Raw genomic sequence first — 18,361 nt, forward strand, 5'->3', positions numbered from 1 at the left:
ACCCCGTGCGTCGATGCGAAGCGACGTCTCGGACAAGCCCCGACCCGCACGCCCGAACCCGACAGCACCGACCACGGCCGAGGAGCTCCAACCGTGTCAACTCCCCCCGCCGGACGGGAACTCGGCGCCTTCCTGCGCGCCCACCGCGAACTCCTCAAGCCCTCCGACGTCGGCCTCACCGCCACCACCCGCCGCCGCACCCCCGGCCTGCGCCGCGAGGAGGTCGCCTCCCTCTCCGGTGTCGGTCTGGCCTGGTACACCTGGGTGGAGCAGGGGCGGGTCACCGCCTCCCGGCAGGTGCTGGAGGCGATCGCCCGCGTGCTGCGGCTGGACGCGGCCGGACTGCGGCACGCCATGCGCCTGGCCGGCTACCACGAGCCGGCACCGGCCGTCGCCGCGAAGAACACCGGCCGGCTCGCCGAGGTCATCCGGCCGGTCCTGGACTCCTGGCCCACCAGCCCGGCCGTCCTGCTCGACCGCCACTTCGACCTGCTCGGGTGGAACGCCGCCTGGGTCGCGCTCTGGGGCTCGCCCGAGTGCGTCCCCGCCGACCGGCGGAACCTGATGTGGGTGATGGCCGCCGACCGGCGGCTGCGCGCGGTGTTCCACGACTGGGAACCGCTCGCGATGAACGTCTTCCAGCACTTCCGGGCCCAGGCCGGCCCCGCCCTGGCGGATCCCCGCACCGGCGAGGTGTACCGGCACCTGGACGAGGACGCACCCGAGCTCCGCCACTGGTGGGGGTGCCACTCGGTGGCGGAGCTGACCGTCCGTACCGTCACCGTCGAGCCGGCCGGACTCGGCCCGGTCCGGCTGACCCTGTCGTCCTTCCACCCGGTGGACGACCCGACCGCGATGGTGCTGCTGTTCACTCCGGCCGACGCCGCCGACCGGGCCCGGATGTCCGAACTGGTCGAGCATCCGTTGCGCGCGGTCGGCGGCGCGGAGGAGGAGCGCCGGGTCGGCTGAGCCGTCGGCCGGACGGGGCCGCGGGGCGTGGCGTTCCCCGCGCCCCGGCGTCAGGTGTCCGAGGTGGTGGTCCGGCGCAGGCCGATGCTGACCGCCAGCGCGCCGAGCGCGGCCACCAGCGCGAGCCCGGTGCCCACCAGCAGGGTTCCGTCCGAGACGCTGCCGAACCCGCCGACCGCCCAGGCGCCGAGGCCGGTGCCCGCGTACATGGTCGAGGTCAGCCAGGCGCTGGAGGTCGCGCGCAGCTCCGGGGCGATGGTGCCGGCCAGCGTCTGCTGGTCCGTCACGAAGCCGCCCGAGGCCAGGAACCACAGCACCACCCCGGCCAGGGCGAGGACCAGGCCCGGCCCCTTGGCCGCCACCGCGATGCCGACCGCCAGCAGGACGCCCCACAGCGGGAGCAACGGCAGGTCGGTGCGCCCGGCGGTCCTGGCCCGGTCACCGAGCCGGCCGCCCAGCAGCGAGCCGACCAGGCTGCCCGCACCGACCAGCACGCCCACCAGGCCGAGCGCCTCCACCGAGAGGTCGAAGCGCTGCACCAGCACCGCGCCGAGGAAGGTGTACGCGCCCAGGTTGGCCGTGTGGAACACCGTGTTGACCAGCAGGGCGCGGCGCAGCGCCGGGTCGGCCCAGCCCGCCAGGATCGCCCGGACCGCGCCCACCTGCGGCGCGGCCGCCTGCGTCGTACGGCCCTGGACCTGGCGCAGCAGCAGCGGCACGGCCGCGGCGGTGCCGATGGTCAGCGCCCAGAACGCCGACCGCCAGCCGGCCAGCCCGGCGAGGAAGCCGCCGAGCGGCACGCCGATCACCTGCCCGCAGGAGAACAGCGCCATGCCCAGGCCGAGCGCCCGGCCGCGCACCGCGTCCGGTGCGGTCTCCGCGATGTGCGCCCAGATCGCCGGCCCGGCCGCGGCCGCCGCCAGCCCGGCCACCGCGCGGGAGACGACCAGCAGGGTCAGGTCGGTGGAGAGGGCAGCCGCCGCGTTCGACAGGACGAACAACAGGGTGCCGGCGACGAGGGTGCGGCGGCGGCCGAACCGGTCGCTCAGCAGTCCGAGGAAGGGCGCCGCCACGGCGTACACCAGCACGTAGGCGGTGACGCTGGAGGCGGCGGCCGCCTCGCTGGTGTGGATCGAGTCCGCGATGGTCGGCAGCAACGGCGACACCAGGAAGGTCTCCGTGCCGAACAGGAACAACAGGACGAACACTCCGGCGTAGCGCCACCGGTCGAAGGTCTGTGCCGACGGTGCCAGGGGCGGGACGTCCTCGGTCCGGTCGGGCAGGGGCGGGTCGGAGATGCTGCTCACAGCGATCACCACCTTGTCGTGCGAGGGCGCGGCCGGGCCCTCGGACGGCAGGCGGAAGCGGCCGCGGTGGATGACGGGAGTCCGATGCGGTCATCCTGCGGACGACCCCCGCGGCCAGCCAGACAGGCGGTGATCCTGTGACCCCGGGTCACAGGCTGAGGCGGGAGGCCCGGGCCGTTGGCCGGGCCGTCGTCGTCGGTCAGGCGGTGACCTTGGCGACGAAGGCGGTGAGATTCGCCACGGTCCGCCCGATCTTCTCCTCCACGGTGAGCGACTCGTGCAGTCGCGTGCCGACGTCCTTCCTGCCGCGCACGTAGAGCGAGCAGGCGAGGTCGCTGCACATGTACGCGCCCACGGAGTTGCCCTGTTTGCCGGCCTTCCCGGCGAGGGGCGCGACCAGGAGCGAGACGCCCCCGGTATGCGTGGTCACGCAGAGCGAGCAGATGCTGCGCCGGGCCTGCCAGGAGGCGGCGCCGGAGGAGCGCAGCGCGACCGCCACCGGGCGGCCGTCGAGCTCGGCGGCGAGGTAGGCGCGGTCGGGGGCCTGGGGGTCGCGCCAGCCCAGGAAGTCCAGGTCGTCCCAGGGCCGGTCGGCCAGGTCGCGCGGGACGTTCAGGCGGGACGCCTCGCCCTTGGTGCAGTTGACGAAGGCGGAACGGATCTCGTGCTCGGTCAGCGGATTCATGCGAGGCAACGTAATTTACCTACATGTATTAGGCAACTGCATTATCCCAGTAGGCGTCTGGGGCCTGGAGGGAGCAATGGATATCAACGGGTCAAAGTAGGATGGCTGGACTCGCGCGCTACGCGCGAAGACTTCCATGAATATGGAAAATGTCCGATTTTACCTCCCGCTTCACACGCACGGAGCCACCCTCATGGACAACCTGTCCACCGCCGCCACCGACGACGGCGCGATAGAGACCCGCGGTATCGAACCCGTCCCGGACCACGAGCGCCGGGGCGGGGTCCGCGAACTCTTCCCGACCTGGGTCGCGGCGAACATCAGCGTCCTGCTGCTCACCATGGGTGCGGCCCTGGTGGTGTTCAACAAGCTGAACTTCTGGCAGGTCCTGATCGTCGCGGCGTGCGCCGCGGTCGCCTCGTTCGGCATGGTCGGCTTGTTGTCCGTCTCCGGGAAGTGGGGCGGGGCGCCGGGCGCGACGCTCTCACGGGCCACCTTCGGTGTGCGCGGCAACCTGTTCCCCGGCGCGATCCTCTGGATCGCCCGGTTCGGCTGGGAGACGATCAACGCAGTCACCGGTGCCTACGCCGTGCTGACCGTTCTCGACCTGCTCTTCGGCGTCAAGAGCAACACCGCGCTGATCGTCGTCACGCTCGTCGGCTTCGTCGCCTGTACGTTCCTGGTCTCCGGGATGGGTCGGAAGGCGCTGAGCGTCTGCAACACCTGGTCGACGTACCTCTTCGGCGTCTTCAGCGTCCTGGTGCTGGGCTACCTGATCGCGACCGTGCACTGGAGCGAGGTCTTCTCCAAGCCCGCGGGTACCACCGCGATGATGATCGCGGGCATCGGGACCATCGCCGCCGGCGGCATCAGCTGGGTCCCCACCGGCCCGGACTTCACGCGCTACCTGCCGCACGCCACCTCCGGTCGGAAGATCGCCGGTGTGACGGTTTCGGGCGCCGCGCTGGTGATGGTGCCGATGGTGCTGATGGGCGGGGTGATGGCGGTGGCCTCGCCCGGTCTGGCGGAGGCCTCGGACCCGGTCGCCTTCCTCGGCGACCTGCTGCCGACCTGGCTGGCCGTGCCGTACCTGCTGACCGCGATCGTGGGCATGATGCTGATCAACAGCCTCTCGATGTACTCGGCCGGCTTCACCGCCCAGACCATGGGCGTGAAGCTGCCGCGCGCCATGGCCGTGAGCATCAACGCCGTGATCTCGCTGATCGGTGGTCTGCTGCTGATGCTGGTGGCCAAGAGCTTCCTGGGCTCCTTCATCACCTTCCTGATCCTGCTCGCCGTCTCCTTCTCGGCCTGGATCGGGGTCTACGCGGTGGACATGTGGCGACGGCGGTCGCGTGCCGTGCGCTACGACGCCGCCGCGCTGATGGACACCAGCCGGAGCAGCCGGTACTGGTACGTCGGCGGCTTCTGCTGGCAGGCGATGGTGTCCTGGGTGGTCGCGCTGCTGATGGGTCTCGCCTTCACCAAGTGCGACTGGTTCGCCGGCCCGTTCTCCGGCACGCCCATCGGTGAGTACGGGCTCGCCTGGGCGGCGACCATCGTGATCTCCGGCGTGATCATGGCCGTGCTCCCCGCGCCCCGGGAGAACGCGCCCGCCGCCCCCGAGGAGGCCCCCGCCGTCACGGCCGAGCGGGTCACCGTCTGACCCGAACGCGCGAACACCCGGGCGCGCGACCGCGCGAACACCCGGGCGCCGACCGCCCGGTCGCCGGCACACCTGAGCCGGCGGCCGGGCGGTCGGCGTTCGCGGGCACCGTTACCGGTACCGTGCCACCCGCCCCCTGACGATCGGGGTCGAGGAAGGCCCCGGCGCCGGTAGCGGGCTCGGGGTGACTCGTTCTGGGGAATCGCTGCGTGGTAGCGGGACACCGCGCGAGGTCTGCGGAAGGGTGGTGCCCTCCGGTCCGGGGTCGTGCGGTGTGGCGGTCACGGTCGACCGGGGCATTCCGAAGAGGCGACGGTGGCATGACAGTTCCGGAGACCGCAGGGGCCGGCACGGCCAGCCGCGGCGATTTCACCGAGTTGTACCGGCGCGTCTCGGACGCCGGCCTGCTGCGAAGGCGGCCGCTGTACTACCTGGGCAGGAGTTCGGCCCTGATCGTCGCCCTGGGCCTGCTCCTGGCGGCGTTCGCCGCGCTCGGCGCGACCTGGCGCCAGCTGCTCCTCGCCCCCCTCTTCGCCTTCGTGCTCGGTCAGTTGGCCCTGCTCGGCCACGACGTCGCGCACCGCGCGGTGTGCACCGGCCGCCGGTCGACCGATCTGGTGGGGATCCTCCTGGGGAACCTCGTCGTCGGGATGAGCTACGGGTGGTGGGTGAGCGACCACAACCGCCACCACGCGCAGCCGAACCGCGAGGGGCACGACCCCGCCGCCGACTCGATCCTGTTCGTCAGGACCGCCGAACAGGCCGGCCGGACCACGGGGGTGCGACGGTTCGTCGCCAGGCACCAGGCGGAGCTGTTCTTTCCGCTGCTCTCGTTGCAGGCGCTCGGCCTCACCGTCGCCACCTGGCTGACCCTGACCCGGGGTTCGGTCCGGTACCGGCCCCTGGAACGGACGCTCGCCGCGCTGCACTACCTCCTGGCAGCGGCCCTGTTGGTCGTCGTCCTCACACCGCTCCAGGCCCTGGCCTTCGTCGTGCTGTTCGGCTCCGTCTTCGGCGTCTACCTGGGATGCATCTTCGCGCCGAACCACAAGGGCATGCCGATGACCGGCCGCGACGTGGAGCGGACGGACTTCCTCCGCCGGCAGGTGCTCCCCTCCCGCAACCTCCGGGCGGGCCGCTTCGTCCACTTCCTGTTCGGCGGCCTCGGTTACCAGATCGAGCACCACCTCTTCCCCGCCATGCCGGTGGTGGCGCTTCGGCCCGCCTCGCGCATCGTGCGCGGCTACTGCGCCGAGATCGGCCTGGAGTACTGCGAGGCGGGCCTCGTCGAGTCGTTCCGGGAGATCCTGCGGGACCTGCGCTCGGTGGGCCGCGCCGCCACGGCGGATCGGTCCGTACGGCCGTCCCGGCGGACCGAGGGCGCCCGGTGACCAGGGCCCCTTCCGGGCGGCCGCCCGTTGCGCAGGCTCCGGTGCGCGGCGCTGAGCGGCTCCGTGTCGTGGTCGTCGCCGAGTCCTTCGCGCCGCAGGTCAACGGGGTGGCCCACAGCGTGCTCAGGACGGCCGACCACCTCGTGTCCCGGGGGCACACCCCGATCGTCGTCGCGCCGGCGGTGGCCGACCGGCGGCGTGGCAGTGACATCCCGGACTCGGGCTACGGCTACCGGGTCGTCCGGGTCCCGTCCGTCGCGCTGCCCGGCTATCCGGACGTGCGGATCGCGGTCCCGGGGCGGCAGGTGGCCGACGCGATCGAGCTGTACCGCCCCCATGTGGTCCACCTGGCCGGGCCGTTCGTGCTGGGCGCGGCCGGGCGGTCCGCGGCCGGCCGGGCCGGGATTCCGGTGGTCGCCGTGTTCCAGACCGACATGGCCGCCTACGCCCGGACCTACCTGCCGGTGGCCGGAGGCGTCTGGGAGCGGCTGGCCTGGCGGCAGATCCGGCGCATCCACGCGACGGCCTCCCGGACGCTGGCCCCGGCCGAGGCGTCGTGCCGCGCCCTGGCGGCGCACGGCGTGCCACGGGTCCACCTGTGGCCCCGAGGCGTGGACTCCGTGCGGTTCGATCCCCGGCACCGCGACGAGGCGCTGCGCCGTCGACTCGGGCCCGGCGGCGAGGTGCTGGTCGGATACGTCGGGCGACTGGCGCCGGAGAAGCAGGTCGACCGGCTGACGGAGGTGTCCCGGATCCCGGGCGTACGGCTGGTGGTCGTCGGTGACGGGCCCTGCCGGCCGCGGCTGGAGACCGGACTCGTGGACGCGGTCTTCCTGGGCAGCCGGACCGGGCACGAACTGGCGCGGCTCTACGCCTCGTTCGACGTGTTCGCCCACGCGGGGCCGTTCGAGACCTTCGGGCAGACGGTCCAGGAGGCCATGGCGAGCGGGCTGCCCGTGGTCGCCCCGGCCGCCGGCGGCCCGCTGGACCTCGTACGGCCGGGGCGGACCGGCTACCTCGTCCCGCCCGGTTCGGGGGAGGCGTTCCGGGCGGCCGTGGAACGGCTCGCCCGGAACAGCGAACTGCGCGCGACGCTGGGGAGGGCCGGGCGTGCCGCCGTGGCGGAACGCAGCTGGGCGGCGGTCGGGGACCAACTCCTCGGGCACTACCGGCTCGCCATCGCCGAGACGGCCCGGCAGCGCCACGAATGAGCCGGTGCGCAGACGACGACCGGTTCGGACAACTCCCGAAGGAGCAGACCTCCATGCAGCCGACCGTGCAGCCGACTCTCGCGGTCGAGCACGTCCGCAGCGCCGACCCGCTGACCGACACCGCCGTGTTCCTGCACGGCCTGGGCGGGTGGACCCACAACTGGGCCGGGCTGATCGACCTCGTGCGGACGTCGGTGCACTGCCTGGCCGTCGACCTCCCGGGCTTCGGCCGCTCGGCGCCCCCGCTCGACGGCGACATCACCGTCGAGCGACAGGCCGTGGCCGTGGCCCGCTTCCTCGACCGCGCCGGGCACCGCCGCGTGCACCTGGTCGGCAACTCCCTGGGCGGCCTGATCGCCCTGCGCCTCGGCGCGTACCGGCCGGACCTGGTCCGCACGCTGACGCTGATCTCGCCCGCGCTGCCGGTCGTCCCGCCGTACCGGGCCCTCCAGGTGGCCCTGCTCGGGCTGCCGGGCGTCCCGCGGCTCTACTCCCGGCGCCTGGCGGCGCAGAGCCCCGACCGCCAACTGGACGAGCTGTACCGGCTGATCTACGCGAACCCCGCGCTCGTCGGCGCCGAGCAGCGGGCGGTCGAGGAACGTGAGCGCCGCCGGGCGGAGCTGCCGTACGCGCAGGACATGCTCGGCGAAGGGGCCCGCGCGCTGGTCCGCGCCTTCCTGCGGCGGGGGGAGGCGTCGGCGTGGCGTCAGGCGCGCCGGGTCACCGCGCCCACCCTGCTCGTCTACGGGCGGGACGACCGGCTCGTCCCCTTCCGCACGGCACGGCGCGCCTACGCGGCCTTCCACGACGTCCGCCTCCTCACCCTGCCCGGCGTGGGCCACGTCGCCATGCAGGAGCGGCCGGCCGCCGTGGCGGCGGCCTTCCACGCCCTGCTCGGCGAGGCGGACCGGGGACCTGCCGCAGTGGGGGACGGCGGCCGCGCGCGGACGACGTCGGATCCGGCGACCGGGCCCGCCTGAATAACCACCTGTGCGGCGGACCGCTGCTCAGGACGGCCGGGTGGGCCAGTAGCGCACTCCCACGGCAGGAGCGCGCACCGACGGCGGAGGGCTCCCTCGCGACGCGTCGCGAGGGAGCCCCGGGTGCCGGGTGGGCGGTGGCGGACGGTCAGTGGCCGCCGTGGATCAGGTTGACGGAGAAGGCGCGGTCGGTGGAGACGGCCGGCGTCCTGATCTGCGTGACGCCGGTCGCGGCGTCGTAGTACCAGCCCGAGGAGGCCGAGTCGAGCGCGGCCGCCGAGTCCAGCCGGGGCAGCGGTCCGCCCTGGGTGACCACCAGTTGCGGGGCGGGCTGGCCGTGCACGGTGAAGCGGTACCCCCGGTTGGCCGGCTTGCCGGTGTAACTTCCCACGCTGGCACCGACCTTGACGGTGGTGACGGCGCGGTTGGCGTGGACGTCCACGCGCTGGGTGGCCGAGGATCCGGCGTTGAACTGCCGGGTGACGCCGTCGTCCTCGTACAGGGTGTAGGAGGAGTCGCCCTGCGGGTAGAGGTCGTAGTCGAGCTCGCTGCGGTCCCGGTTCTCCCAGGACAGTGTGCCCTTGGGCCACATCGGCACGATCGAGCCGCCCTTGACGAACAGCGGCAGGGTGTCGAGCGGGGCGGAGTAGCCGTTGATCGTGGTGGGGCCCTGGTAGGTGCGTCCGGTCCAGTAGTCGGTCCAGGTGCCCTTGGGCAGGTAGATGCCGTCGCGCGTGGTGGTGTCCGAGTAGACCGGTGCGACCAGGAAGTCCGGTCCGGCCAGGAACTCGTACTTCGCGTTCGGGCCGAGGGCGGCCGGGTCGTCCGGGTACTCCAGGGCGAGCGGGCGCACCGCGCCGATGCCGGTCTTGGTGGCCTCCGCGGACAGGGTGTACATGTACGGCAGCAGCCGCTCCTTCAGCTGCAGGTACTTGCGGTTGATCGAGGTGTAGGGCTCGCCGTCCAGCCAGGGCTGCTGGTCGCGCTGCTCCTTGCCGGCCATGTCCTTGGCCCAGCCGTCCATGGTCATGATGGCCGGGAGGAAGGCCTTCCACTGCAGGTCGCGGGTGTACATCTTCGGGTCGCGCCGGAAGATGGAGCCGACGTCGCCGGTGTCGTAGGCGATGCCGGACATGGTCGCGCCGGCGTAGGTGGGGATCTGCCAGCGGATGTAGTCCCAGGACAGGCTCTGGTCGCCGCTCCAGAGCACGCCGCAGCGCTGGGCGCCGGCCCAGGAGACGGGCAGCCAGACGAAGCCGCGGGCGTCGCTGTTGTCCTCGATGCCGGACTTGGCCTGGTCGCAGGCGTTCAGCGCGAAGTCGTAGCCGTTGCCGACCCAGGCGACGTCGAGCTTGCGCACCCGGACGCCGGCCTTGACCTCCTCGGCCTGGTTGGGCAGGCCGTTCTGGGTCCAGAGCCCGAGCTGGGCGTGGTCCTTGCGCAGGCCCTCGCCGGTCTGCGGCAGGTTCTCGTAGCCGCAGCCGTAGCCGTCGTTGACCAGCATCCAGCCCAGCGGCATCTGGTTCTGGACGTAGCCGTCGGCGACCTTCACCGCGTCGAGGGTGTGGCGCTCGCCGCGGTTGGCGTTGTGCAGGTAGCAGTCGGAGTCGCCGGGCTCCAGGCCGTAGACGGGCGGCATGAAGGGCTTGCCGACCAGCGCGGTGTACTGGCCGATCACCGACTTGACGTCGCCGGTGAAGTAGTAGGCGTCCAGGCGCCGTTCCTGCTGCCCGGTGCGGACGGGCGAGCCGAAGTCGTAGAGGCCCGGTGCGAAGGTGTTGCGGAAGACCCCGTAGCCGGCGCTGGAGACGTAGAAGGGCTGCGAGTTGTTGTAGCCGCCCTCGTTCCAGTTGGTGCTGTTGGCGACGTGGATCGTCTGGTCGCGGTGGGAGAAGCTGCCGTTCTGCTCGCCGCCGCCGAAGAACTGCTCGTCGGCGCCGCGGGTGAGGCTCTGCCGCAGCCCGCTGGTGCTCCAGCGCAGCGGGGCGTCCTCCTGCCAGACGGCGGTGCGGTTGTCGGCCCGGTACAGGCCGAACCGCAGGGGGTGCTTGTAGACCCGCAGGACCACGTCCTTGGAGCGGATGCCGTAGTAGGCACCGGCGTCGAAGGTGCTGGTGTCGCGCTGGGGTTCGGGCTGCTTGCGGATGATGGTGCGGCCGGCCGGGTCGGTGAGGACGCCGTCCGGGGCGGCCTGGAGGCGGAGTTGGTCGTCGGCGAGGAAGTCGACCTTGGCCTTGAGGGTGCCGGCGGCGATGTCGTAGCTGCCCTGGGAGCCGGAGAAGGCCGTCAGGTCGCCCGCGTCGGCGGTCTGCGGCAGGTAGGCCCGGCCGGTGTAGGAGCCGCCGTGCACGTCGTAGGGGACGACCAGCACGTGGTAGGTGCCGGAGGCCTGCGGGATCACGGTGGCCTCGGGGTCGGCGGTGCCCGCGCTCTCGGCGACCTCCTTGCCGTTGGCGTCGTAGACGTAGAGGTCGAAGTCGTCGGTGGCGTTCTGCCACTGGACGGAGACCGGGACGCCGCCCTCGGGGTTGTCGGCCCAGTAGCCGGCCGGGACGTTGACGGTGAGGTCGAAGTGGTCGCAGACCGCGCCGCCCGGGTCCTGGGCGGCGGACGGGCAGGTGGTGGCGCCGCCGAGGGTCCCCTTGGCGTACTGGGGGCTCTGCCAGGTCACGCTCTGGTGGCCCTGGTCGAGGACGGCGGAGCCGGGGGTGGCGGCCCGGGCCGGAAGGGTGGGCCCGGCCGCGGCGGCGATGCTGGTCAGGGCCACGGTGAGGGCGGCCCGGCGGAGGCGATGTCGAACCAAGCGCACGGTGTGTTCTCCCGTTCAATGAGCAAGAGATGTTCACTTACTGCGCGAAGCTGCTTGAACGTGGGGATTCACAAGCAACATTCACGGCGACTTCCGGTACATGTCAATGGCGGTGCGGTCCTTGACGGCACGTCGGGCCCGCGCCCGCCGGCGTCCCGGTGGTCACGCAGGGGGTTGAGCAGGTGGTCGCGCGGGGTGGTTACGCGGGGTGACCCCGCAGGACGACGGACCGGGTGAGGTGGCGCGGCCGGTCCGGGTCGAAGCCGCGCGCCTCGGCGATCGCGACGGCCAGCCGCTGGGCCCGGACGAGGTCCGCCAGCGGGTCCAGGTCGGCCGTGGCGTCGCCGGAGTCGGCGACCAGGAGGCCGCCGACCCGGGTGATGTCCTCGGTCAGCCCGGCGGGCAGCGGGCCGAACGCCCAGGCCACCCGGCCCGGCGCGGTGATGCTGATCGGCCCGTGCCGGTACTCCATGGCCGGGTACGCCTCGGTCCAGGCGCCGGCCGCCTCGCGCATCTTCAGCCCGGCCTCCAGCGCCAGCCCGTACGTCCAGCCGCGGCCCAGGAAGGTGAACTGCTCGGCGCCGCGCACCTCGGCGGCCAGGGGTGCCGCGACGGCCCGCCCGGCGTCCTGCACCGCCCGGGCCAGCGGGCGGACCCCGTCCGGCAGGGCGCCCTCGGCCTCCAGGTGGGCCCGGAGCAGGGCGAGCACGGTGGTGGCGAAGCGGGTCTGCACCACCGACCGCTCGTCGGCGAAGTGCAGGACGGCGACGGTGTCGGCCACCGCCATCACCGGGGTGGCGGGATCGGCCGTGATGGCGGAGGTGGGCACTCCGGCGGCGCGGGCCCGGTCGAGCAGGTCCAGCACCTCGGTCGTGGTGCCGGAGCGGGAGATGGCCAGGATCCGGTCGTAGCCGCGTCCGGGCGGGAACTCCGAGGCGGCGAACGCGTCCGTCACCCCGTGGCCGCCGCTCTCGCGCAGCGCCGCGTAGGCCTGGGCCATGAACCAGGAGGTGCCGCAGCCGGTGACGGCGACCCGCTCGCCCCGGCGCGGCAGCGCGGGGGCGTACCGGGGCAGGGAGTCGGCGGCCCGGCGCCAGCACTCGGGCTGCGAGGCGATCTCGGTGGAGGTGTGGGAGGGCATGGTGGAGGTCATGGGCGACTCCTTCGGAAGGGATGCCAGGCTGGAGGCGGGTCGGGCTACTTGACCGATCCGGCGGTCAGTCCGGAGACCACGTGCCGCTCGATGACGGCGAACAGCACCACGACCGGCACGATCGCGACGACCGACCCGGCGAACAGGTAGTTCCACTCCACGGTGTAGTTGCCGATGAAGCCGTTGATGCCGACGGTGAGGGGCTGGCTCTTCGGGGCCGTCGACAGGGTCAGGCCCATCACGAACTCGTTCCAGGCGGAGATGAAGGTGAAGATCAGCGCGGTGACGACGCCGGGCAAGGCCAGCGGCAGGACCACCCGGCGCAGCGCACCGAGCCGGCCGAGGCCGTCGATCATCGCGGCCTCCTCCAACTCGACCGGGATGGAGCCGATGTAGGCGGTGAGGATCCAGACGGCGAAGGCCAGGTTGAAGGCGGCGTTGCAGAGGATCAGCGTCCAGACCGAGTTGAGCATGTCCAGCTGGTAGAACTCGCGGTAGAGGCCCACCAGCAGCGAGGTCGGCTGGAACATCTGGGTGACCAGGACGAGGAGCAGGAAGAGCTTGCGGCCCCGGTACCTGATCCGGGCGGTGTAGTACGCGGCGGGCAGCGCGACCAGCAGCGCCAGCACGGTGGAGCCGCCGGCGACCAGCAGGGTGACCTTCAGGTTGTCGCCGAGGGTCGAGTCGCGCCAGACGTCGACGAAGTTGGACCAGGCGAAGTGCCGTGGCAGGTACGTCGCGTCGCGCAGTTCGTCGGCCGGGCGCAGCGCGGTGACGGCCATCTCCAGGTACGGCAGCAGGAAGACCGCCGCCAGCAGCCAGGCCACCGCCGCCACGACCAGGGTGCGCGGCCGGATCCGCCGCCCGGGCGGGCGGGCCGTCAACGCTCCTCCCCGTTCCAGCGGCTGACCTTGAGGAAGACCAGCACCATCAGCACCACCAAGGCGAAGTTGACCACCGACATGGCCGCGGACTCGCCGATGTCGGTGTTCTTGAGCTGGTACATGAACACCGTGGTGGTGGCCGTCGCACTGCCCGGGCCGCCCTGGGTCATGCCCCAGATGACGGGGAAGGAGTTGAAGACGTTGATCAGGTTGATCACGACGCCGACCAGGAAGGCCGGGCGCAGCAGCGGCAGGGTGATCCGCAGGTACGCCTGCCACGGGGAGGCGCCGTCCACCCTGGCCGCCTCGTACACCTCGCCGGGGACGGTCTGCAGCCCGGCGAGCAGGGTGTAGGTGGTGAACGGCAGCGAGACGAAGACGGCGACGAAGACCATCCAGGGCCAGGCGGTCGAGGGATCGCCGAGCCAGTCCCGGGGGCCGTCGACCAGGCCGAGGTCGGTCAGCGCGGTGTTGAGCACCCCGGCGGTCTGGTTGAGCATCCACCGGAAGCCGATGGCGGTCATCAGGACGGACGCGGCCCAGGGGGCGATCAGGGCCCAGCGGGCGAACCGTCGCCCCGGGAACCGCTGGTTGAACAGCTGGGCCAGGCCGAGCGAGAGCAGCATCGTCAGGCCGACGACGGCGACCGTCCAGACCACCGTCGAGATCAGCACGTGGCCGAGGTCGGCCTCGCCGAAGAGCTTGCGGTACTTGTCCAGCCCGGCGGAGCCGCGGACGAACCCGCTGGTGCTGATCCGCAGGAACGAGGTTCGGACCATCTCGTAGACGGGCCACAGGACGACGCACAGGATCAGCAGGACGGCGGGGGCGATCCACGGCAGCGGTCCGAGCCTGCCCGGGCTCGAACCCGTCGATGCGCGCCGGCCGGGCCTGGCGGCCTTGCGGGCGGGGGAGTTGAGGGACAACGCAGGGTGCCTTTCGGGCGGAGCGCGGAGGGTGCCGTCCGGGCGCGGCGGGACGGCCGGTGCCGGGGTGCGGGCTACTTGTTCGCGACGGCGTCCTTGGCCTTCTTCTGCAGGTCGCCGAGCACCTTGGCCGGGTCGCCGGTGACGGCGGTGCCGATGCTCTTCTTCAGTTCGGCCGAGACCGCGTCCCAGGTGGTGTCGCCGAGCGGGTAGAAGGCGGCCTGCGGCAGGAGGGCGAAGAACGGTTCGAGGTCCTGGTGCTTGCCGCTGGCGGTCATCTCGTGCAGCGTGCTCTGGGTGACCGGCATCAGGTTGTAGGTCTCGTCGAACGCGAGCGTGTTCTCCTTGGAGTACGCGAAGTCGAGGAACTTCCTGATCTGGTCGCGGTGGCCGTTCTTCTTGAAGGCCATCATCCAGTCCGCGACGCCGAGGGTGGAGGCGAGCGGGGCCGACTTGCCCGGGATGGGCGCGACGCCGTAGTCGACCTTGCCGTCCTTGGCCATCTGGATCAGCGAGGGGTGGCCGTCGAGCATGCCCGCCTTGCCCGCGGCGAAGTCGGCGAACGCGGTCTTGCGGTCGGTGGTGGCCGGGTTGGCGTAGGTCAGGCCGGGGTCGACGAGGTTGGTCCTGAGCCAGCGGAAGGTGTCGACGTTGGCCGGGCTGTCGAGGGTGTACCCGCCGTCCTTGCCGGTGGGGCCGCCGCCGTTGCCGAGCTCCCAGATCATGCTCTCGCCCTGGGCCTCTTCCGGGCCCAGCGGCAGTGCGTACGGGGTGACCCCGGGGGCCTTGGCCTTGATGAGCTCGGCGTCCTTGCGCACCTCGTCCCAGGTGGTGGGCGGCTGGGTGATGCCGGCCTGCTGGAAGACGGTCTTGTTGTAGAACAGGGCGCGGGCGGAGGAGACGAACGGGATGCCGTACTGCACGCCGTTGACCTGCCCGGCCTGGGCGAAGGTCTGGATGAAGTCGGCCCGGGTGTCGGCCGACAGCACGTCCTCGGCCTTGTAGAGGAGGTCGTCGGCGACCTTGTCCGCGTAGCCGCCGGTCTGCAGGACGTCCGGCACGTTGCCGCTCTGGATCATCGTCTTGACCTGCGTGTCGATGTCGTTCCAGTTGACCACCTGGACGTCGACCTTGATGCCGGGGTTGGCCGCGGTGAACGCGGTGGCGACGCCGTTCCAGTAGGTCTTCGAGCTGTTGGACTCCTTCTCGCCGTAGTCGGCGGCGACGAGCTTGAGCGTCACACTGCCGCCCGCGGCGCTGCCGCCGTCACTGCCACTGCCACTGCCGCCGCCGCACGCCGTGAGGGCGAGGGCGCCGGCGGCACACATCGTCGAGAGGGCACGTACACGCTTGTTCACCGCAGTTACCGCCTTTGCACGCCGCTTGATCCAAAATGCTTGAAAAGAGCTTGTTCTGAGCAGATTCGAAAGAGCTTGCTGCGTCGGGCAGTATTCACGAGGCGGACCGGCGGGTCGAGGTGTCGTCCGGATGTCGTTATCGGACCGTTGCATGCCAACTGACGGCACAACAGAACGCCCGGCCGGGAGAATCCGGCCGGGCGCCCCGTGTGAACAGGTCAGACGCGCGAAACCCGCACCCCGCAGGCGGCGATCGCCTGCTCCTGGGACACCGTCGCCTCGTCGTCGGTGACGAGGTCGTGCACCTCGTCGAGCGGGCAGATCTTGGCGAAGGTGACCCGGTCGATCTTGGTGCTGTCCGCCAGGACGACCGACCGTGCGCTGCTGCGCATGAACGCGCGGTCGGTCTGCGCCTCCATCTCGTCGTGCGTCGTGCAGCCCTCCTGGGCGGTCAGGCCGTCCACGCCGATGAACGCGATGTCCAGGTGGTACTGGGCGAGCATCCGGTCGGCGGCCGGCCCGACCAGCTCGTAACTGGTCGTCCGGGCGATGCCGCCGACCACCACCAGGCGGATCTCCGGTCGGACGATGAGGTCGGCCGCGATGTTGACGGCGTTGGTCACGATGGTGATCCCGCTGCGCTCGGCCAGCACCCGGGCCAGCTCGCTCGTCGTCGTGCCGCCCGTCAGGCCCACCACGGCGCCGTCCGGCACCAGGCGCTCGGCCGCGAGGGCGATCCGCCGCTTCTCCGCCTGCCGCTTCCCGTGCTTGTGGCGCAGCGGCAGTTCGAGGTTCACGGCGCCGGTGACCGCCCCGCCCCGGGTGCGGTGCAGCAGTCCCTGGTCGTGCAGTTCCTGCAGGTCGCGGCGGACGGTGGCCGGCGACACCTCCAGGAGCCCGGCCAACTCGTGCACGTCGGCGCTGCCCGCCTCGGTGATGTGCGACAGGATCCGGGCGGTGCGGTCGGCTTTGAGCATGGCGGAAGTCTAGGGCCCGTCTTCACACTCCCGTCGTCCGCCCGCAGGGCGGGTGCGTAACTTCCTCGTCCCGGGTCGCGGTTCGTGCTAGACCACCAGGCGCAGCCGGTTCTGGGCCACGCCGATCCGGACGCTCTGGCCCCAGGTCAGTTCCAGCGCGTCCGCCTCGATGCCGTCGCCGAAGGCGACCAGCCGCTCGGACTCGACGGTCAGCACCAGGCGGTGGCCGGCGTCCAGCACGCCGTGCACCCGGCTGGTGCCGGTGGTGGGGGAGGGCCAGGCCTCGCGGACGAACCAGGCGAGCGCCGGTGCCGCGGCCTCCGGCAGGGCGAGCGGGCCGCCGCGTTCCAGCCAGGCGGAGCGGCACCAGCCGGTCGCGCCGGTGCCGGTACCGACCAGGACGCCCGACGAGGCCTGCGGCTCGGCCCCCTCCCCGGTGAGCACCGCGTCCCCGGTGACCGCCAGCCGGTAGCGGGCGGTCTGGTGGCCGGCCTGGCCGACGTACACCTCGTTGAGCGCGAGCAGCCGCTGGGTGTCGTCCGCGACCGCCTCCACCATGGTGCGCTCCTCGACGTGCCGGTCCGCGCCGCGGGCGACGGTGGCGGGCAGCAGGACGGCGAGCGCGGAGGCGCGGTGCCGGACCAGGATGCCGGGGTTGCGGCCCGGGTCGGCGTCGACGCCGATCACCGGCTGCCCGTCCAGGTACTTGGCGGCGTTGGCGACCAGTCCGTCCTGGCCGACCACGACCACCACGTCCTCCGGCTCGAACAGGAAGCGCGGCAGGTCGGTCCGTTCGACCCGGGTGCGCCGCCAGTCCAGCGGTACGGCGGCCGCGGCCCGGGCCAGGGCCGCGGCCTGCCGGTGGTGGCGCTGCTCCACCTCGTCGACCGAGCGGCCGCGGGAGGACAGGAAGAACGCAGCCTGCCCGGGCGTGCCGTGGTGGGCGAGCAACTCCTCGTACTCGGTACGGCGGTGCACCAGGACCGCCCTCGGGGCGAGGCTCACCGCTCGGCCCCGCCGGTCGGGGCGCCGAGCTTCGCCAGCAGTCCGGTCAGCACGTCGGGGGTGAGGGTGATGCTGTCGATGTGCGGCAGGTGCTCGGCGAGCCGCATCAGGGCGAGGGCCCGCAGGACGGCCGGGTCGGCCTGCTGGTGGGCGGTGAGCCAGGCCGCCTCGGCGGCGGCGCGGGCGTCGCCGAGGGCGCGGGCGGCGTCCGCCTCGGCGGAGGCCAGCCGGGTGCGGCGCTCGGCCTCGGCCTCGGTGCGGACCCGGTCGGCGACCGCCTGCTCCTCGGCCTGGAGCCGGCTGTTGGCACCCTGCTGGGCGAGCAACTGCTCCTCCCGGCGCGCGAGCTCGATCCGGTTGGCGAGCTCGTTCTCGGCGATCCCGCGTTCGTGCTCGACGGCGACGGCGCGCCGCTCGAAGGTGGCCCGGTCCGCCTCCTGCTGGACCAGTTCCCGGGCGGGCGTGCGCAGCGCCCGCTCCACCTCGGGCTCGGGGCGCAGCGCGACGACCCGGACGGCGATCACCGCGAGCCCGGTCTCGGTGATCCGGGCTTCGGCGGCGAGACCGGTGGCCATCCGCTCGCGCACGGCGCTGACGCCGTCGACCAGGGCGGTGGCCAGCGGGGTGCGGGCGAGCAGGCCGAGCGCGTGCTGCTGGGCGGTCTCGGTGAGCAGGGTGGCGAGCTGGTCCAGCGGGGCCGAGCGCCAGGCGCCGGTGTCCGGGTCGATGCCGAAGTCCACCCGGTTCGCGGCGATGGCGGGCTCGGTGATCCGGTAGGTGAGCGTGGCCTGGACGGTGACGTCCTGGAAGTCGGAGGTGCGGGCGTGGAAGAGCATGGCGAGCTCGCGGTCGTCCACCGGCACCTCGGAGAGGGGGGCGGCGAGCGGGCGGAACCAGAAGGCCAGTCCGGTGCCGTCGTGGGCGGCCTTGCCGCGGTGCAGGTGGCGGATGTGGGCGGTGGGGGCGGCGCGCAGGTGACGCAGCCCGAAGCGTCGGGTGATGTCGGCCATGGGATCGGCACCTCTTCTCGTCATGAAGAC

15 protein-coding genes are annotated in these 18,361 nt (G+C 72.5%); 5 read left to right on the top strand and 10 right to left on the bottom strand.

All coding sequences use genetic code 11. The features are described 5' to 3' along the window. The first annotated feature begins 93 nt into the window (after positions 1–93). The gene (locus tag ACIO5E_RS10130; RefSeq protein WP_400665645.1) at positions 94–969 is read left to right on the top strand and encodes a helix-turn-helix domain-containing protein; all 876 of its coding nucleotides are present in this window, start codon (positions 94–96) and stop codon (positions 967–969) included. 50 nt (positions 970–1,019) lie between these two features. On the opposite strand, the gene ACIO5E_RS10135 is transcribed toward ACIO5E_RS10130, so the two are convergent. Then, positions 1,020–2,276, bottom strand: coding sequence for an MFS transporter (locus tag ACIO5E_RS10135; protein WP_400665647.1), 1,257 nt, complete (start codon positions 2,274–2,276; stop codon positions 1,020–1,022). Positions 2,277–2,475: 199 nt separating this feature from the next. After that, a complete protein-coding gene (locus tag ACIO5E_RS10140) occupies positions 2,476–2,961 on the bottom strand; it encodes an FBP domain-containing protein (protein ID WP_400665649.1) in 486 nt (161 codons plus the stop codon). 193 nt (positions 2,962–3,154) lie between these two features. Here ACIO5E_RS10140 and ACIO5E_RS10145 point away from each other — a divergent pair, with 193 nt between their 5' ends. The 4 genes from ACIO5E_RS10145 (at position 3,155) to ACIO5E_RS10160 (ending at position 8,209) form a co-directional block, all read left to right on the top strand. Beyond that, a complete protein-coding gene (locus ACIO5E_RS10145) occupies positions 3,155–4,627 on the top strand; it encodes a purine-cytosine permease family protein (RefSeq protein ID WP_400665650.1) in 1,473 nt (490 codons plus the stop codon). A gap of 320 nt (positions 4,628–4,947) precedes the next feature. After that, complete coding sequence (locus tag ACIO5E_RS10150) at positions 4,948–6,018, top strand: acyl-CoA desaturase (RefSeq protein WP_400665652.1); 1,071 nt, start codon at positions 4,948–4,950, stop codon at positions 6,016–6,018. 41 nt (positions 6,019–6,059) lie between these two features. Beyond that, positions 6,060–7,229: a glycosyltransferase family 4 protein gene (locus ACIO5E_RS10155; RefSeq protein WP_400665654.1), complete on the top strand. Its 1,170-nt coding sequence runs from the start codon at positions 6,060–6,062 to the stop codon at positions 7,227–7,229. A gap of 53 nt (positions 7,230–7,282) precedes the next feature. After that, entirely contained in the window at positions 7,283–8,209 is a 927-nt protein-coding gene (locus ACIO5E_RS10160) for an alpha/beta fold hydrolase (protein ID WP_400665656.1), read from the top strand. A 148-nt stretch (positions 8,210–8,357) separates the two neighbouring features. Here the strand turns inward: ACIO5E_RS10160 and ACIO5E_RS10165 are convergent, their stop codons facing one another. The 8 genes from ACIO5E_RS10165 to ACIO5E_RS10200 all read right to left on the bottom strand — a co-directional run bounded on the left by ACIO5E_RS10165 (position 8,358) and on the right by ACIO5E_RS10200 (position 18,331). Further along, complete coding sequence (locus ACIO5E_RS10165; RefSeq protein ID WP_400665658.1) at positions 8,358–11,012, bottom strand: TIM-barrel domain-containing protein; 2,655 nt, start codon at positions 11,010–11,012, stop codon at positions 8,358–8,360. 205 nt (positions 11,013–11,217) lie between these two features. Continuing rightward, the gene (locus ACIO5E_RS10170; protein WP_400665660.1) at positions 11,218–12,171 is read right to left on the bottom strand and encodes an SIS domain-containing protein; all 954 of its coding nucleotides are present in this window, start codon (positions 12,169–12,171) and stop codon (positions 11,218–11,220) included. A 44-nt stretch (positions 12,172–12,215) separates the two neighbouring features. Continuing rightward, complete coding sequence (locus ACIO5E_RS10175) at positions 12,216–13,055, bottom strand: carbohydrate ABC transporter permease (protein ID WP_400665662.1); 840 nt, start codon at positions 13,053–13,055, stop codon at positions 12,216–12,218. Beyond that, entirely contained in the window at positions 13,052–13,981 is a 930-nt protein-coding gene (locus ACIO5E_RS10180) for a carbohydrate ABC transporter permease (RefSeq protein ID WP_400665664.1), read from the bottom strand. The genes ACIO5E_RS10175 and ACIO5E_RS10180 overlap by 4 nt, the downstream gene beginning before the upstream one ends. 74 nt (positions 13,982–14,055) lie before the next feature. Continuing rightward, positions 14,056–15,339 (bottom strand): extracellular solute-binding protein, encoded by a 1,284-nt coding sequence (locus tag ACIO5E_RS10185; RefSeq protein WP_400665666.1) that lies wholly within the window; start codon positions 15,337–15,339, stop codon positions 14,056–14,058. A 218-nt stretch (positions 15,340–15,557) separates the two neighbouring features. Beyond that, positions 15,558–16,316, bottom strand: a complete 759-nt coding sequence (locus ACIO5E_RS10190) for a DeoR/GlpR family DNA-binding transcription regulator (protein ID WP_280681483.1) — start codon at positions 16,314–16,316, stop codon at positions 15,558–15,560. Between the two features lie 87 nt (positions 16,317–16,403). After that, on the bottom strand, positions 16,404–17,321 hold the full coding sequence (locus tag ACIO5E_RS10195; RefSeq protein WP_400665668.1) for a hypothetical protein: 918 nt from the start codon (positions 17,319–17,321) through the stop codon (positions 16,404–16,406). Next, positions 17,318–18,331 (bottom strand): SPFH domain-containing protein, encoded by a 1,014-nt coding sequence (locus ACIO5E_RS10200; protein WP_400665670.1) that lies wholly within the window; start codon positions 18,329–18,331, stop codon positions 17,318–17,320. Before ACIO5E_RS10200 ends, ACIO5E_RS10195 begins: the two co-directional genes overlap by 4 nt. Between the last annotated feature and the right edge of the window lie 30 nt (positions 18,332–18,361).

Origin of the sequence: Kitasatospora sp. NPDC087314, from assembly GCF_044744365.1 — a bacterium.
Classification (GTDB): domain Bacteria; phylum Actinomycetota; class Actinomycetes; order Streptomycetales; family Streptomycetaceae; genus Kitasatospora.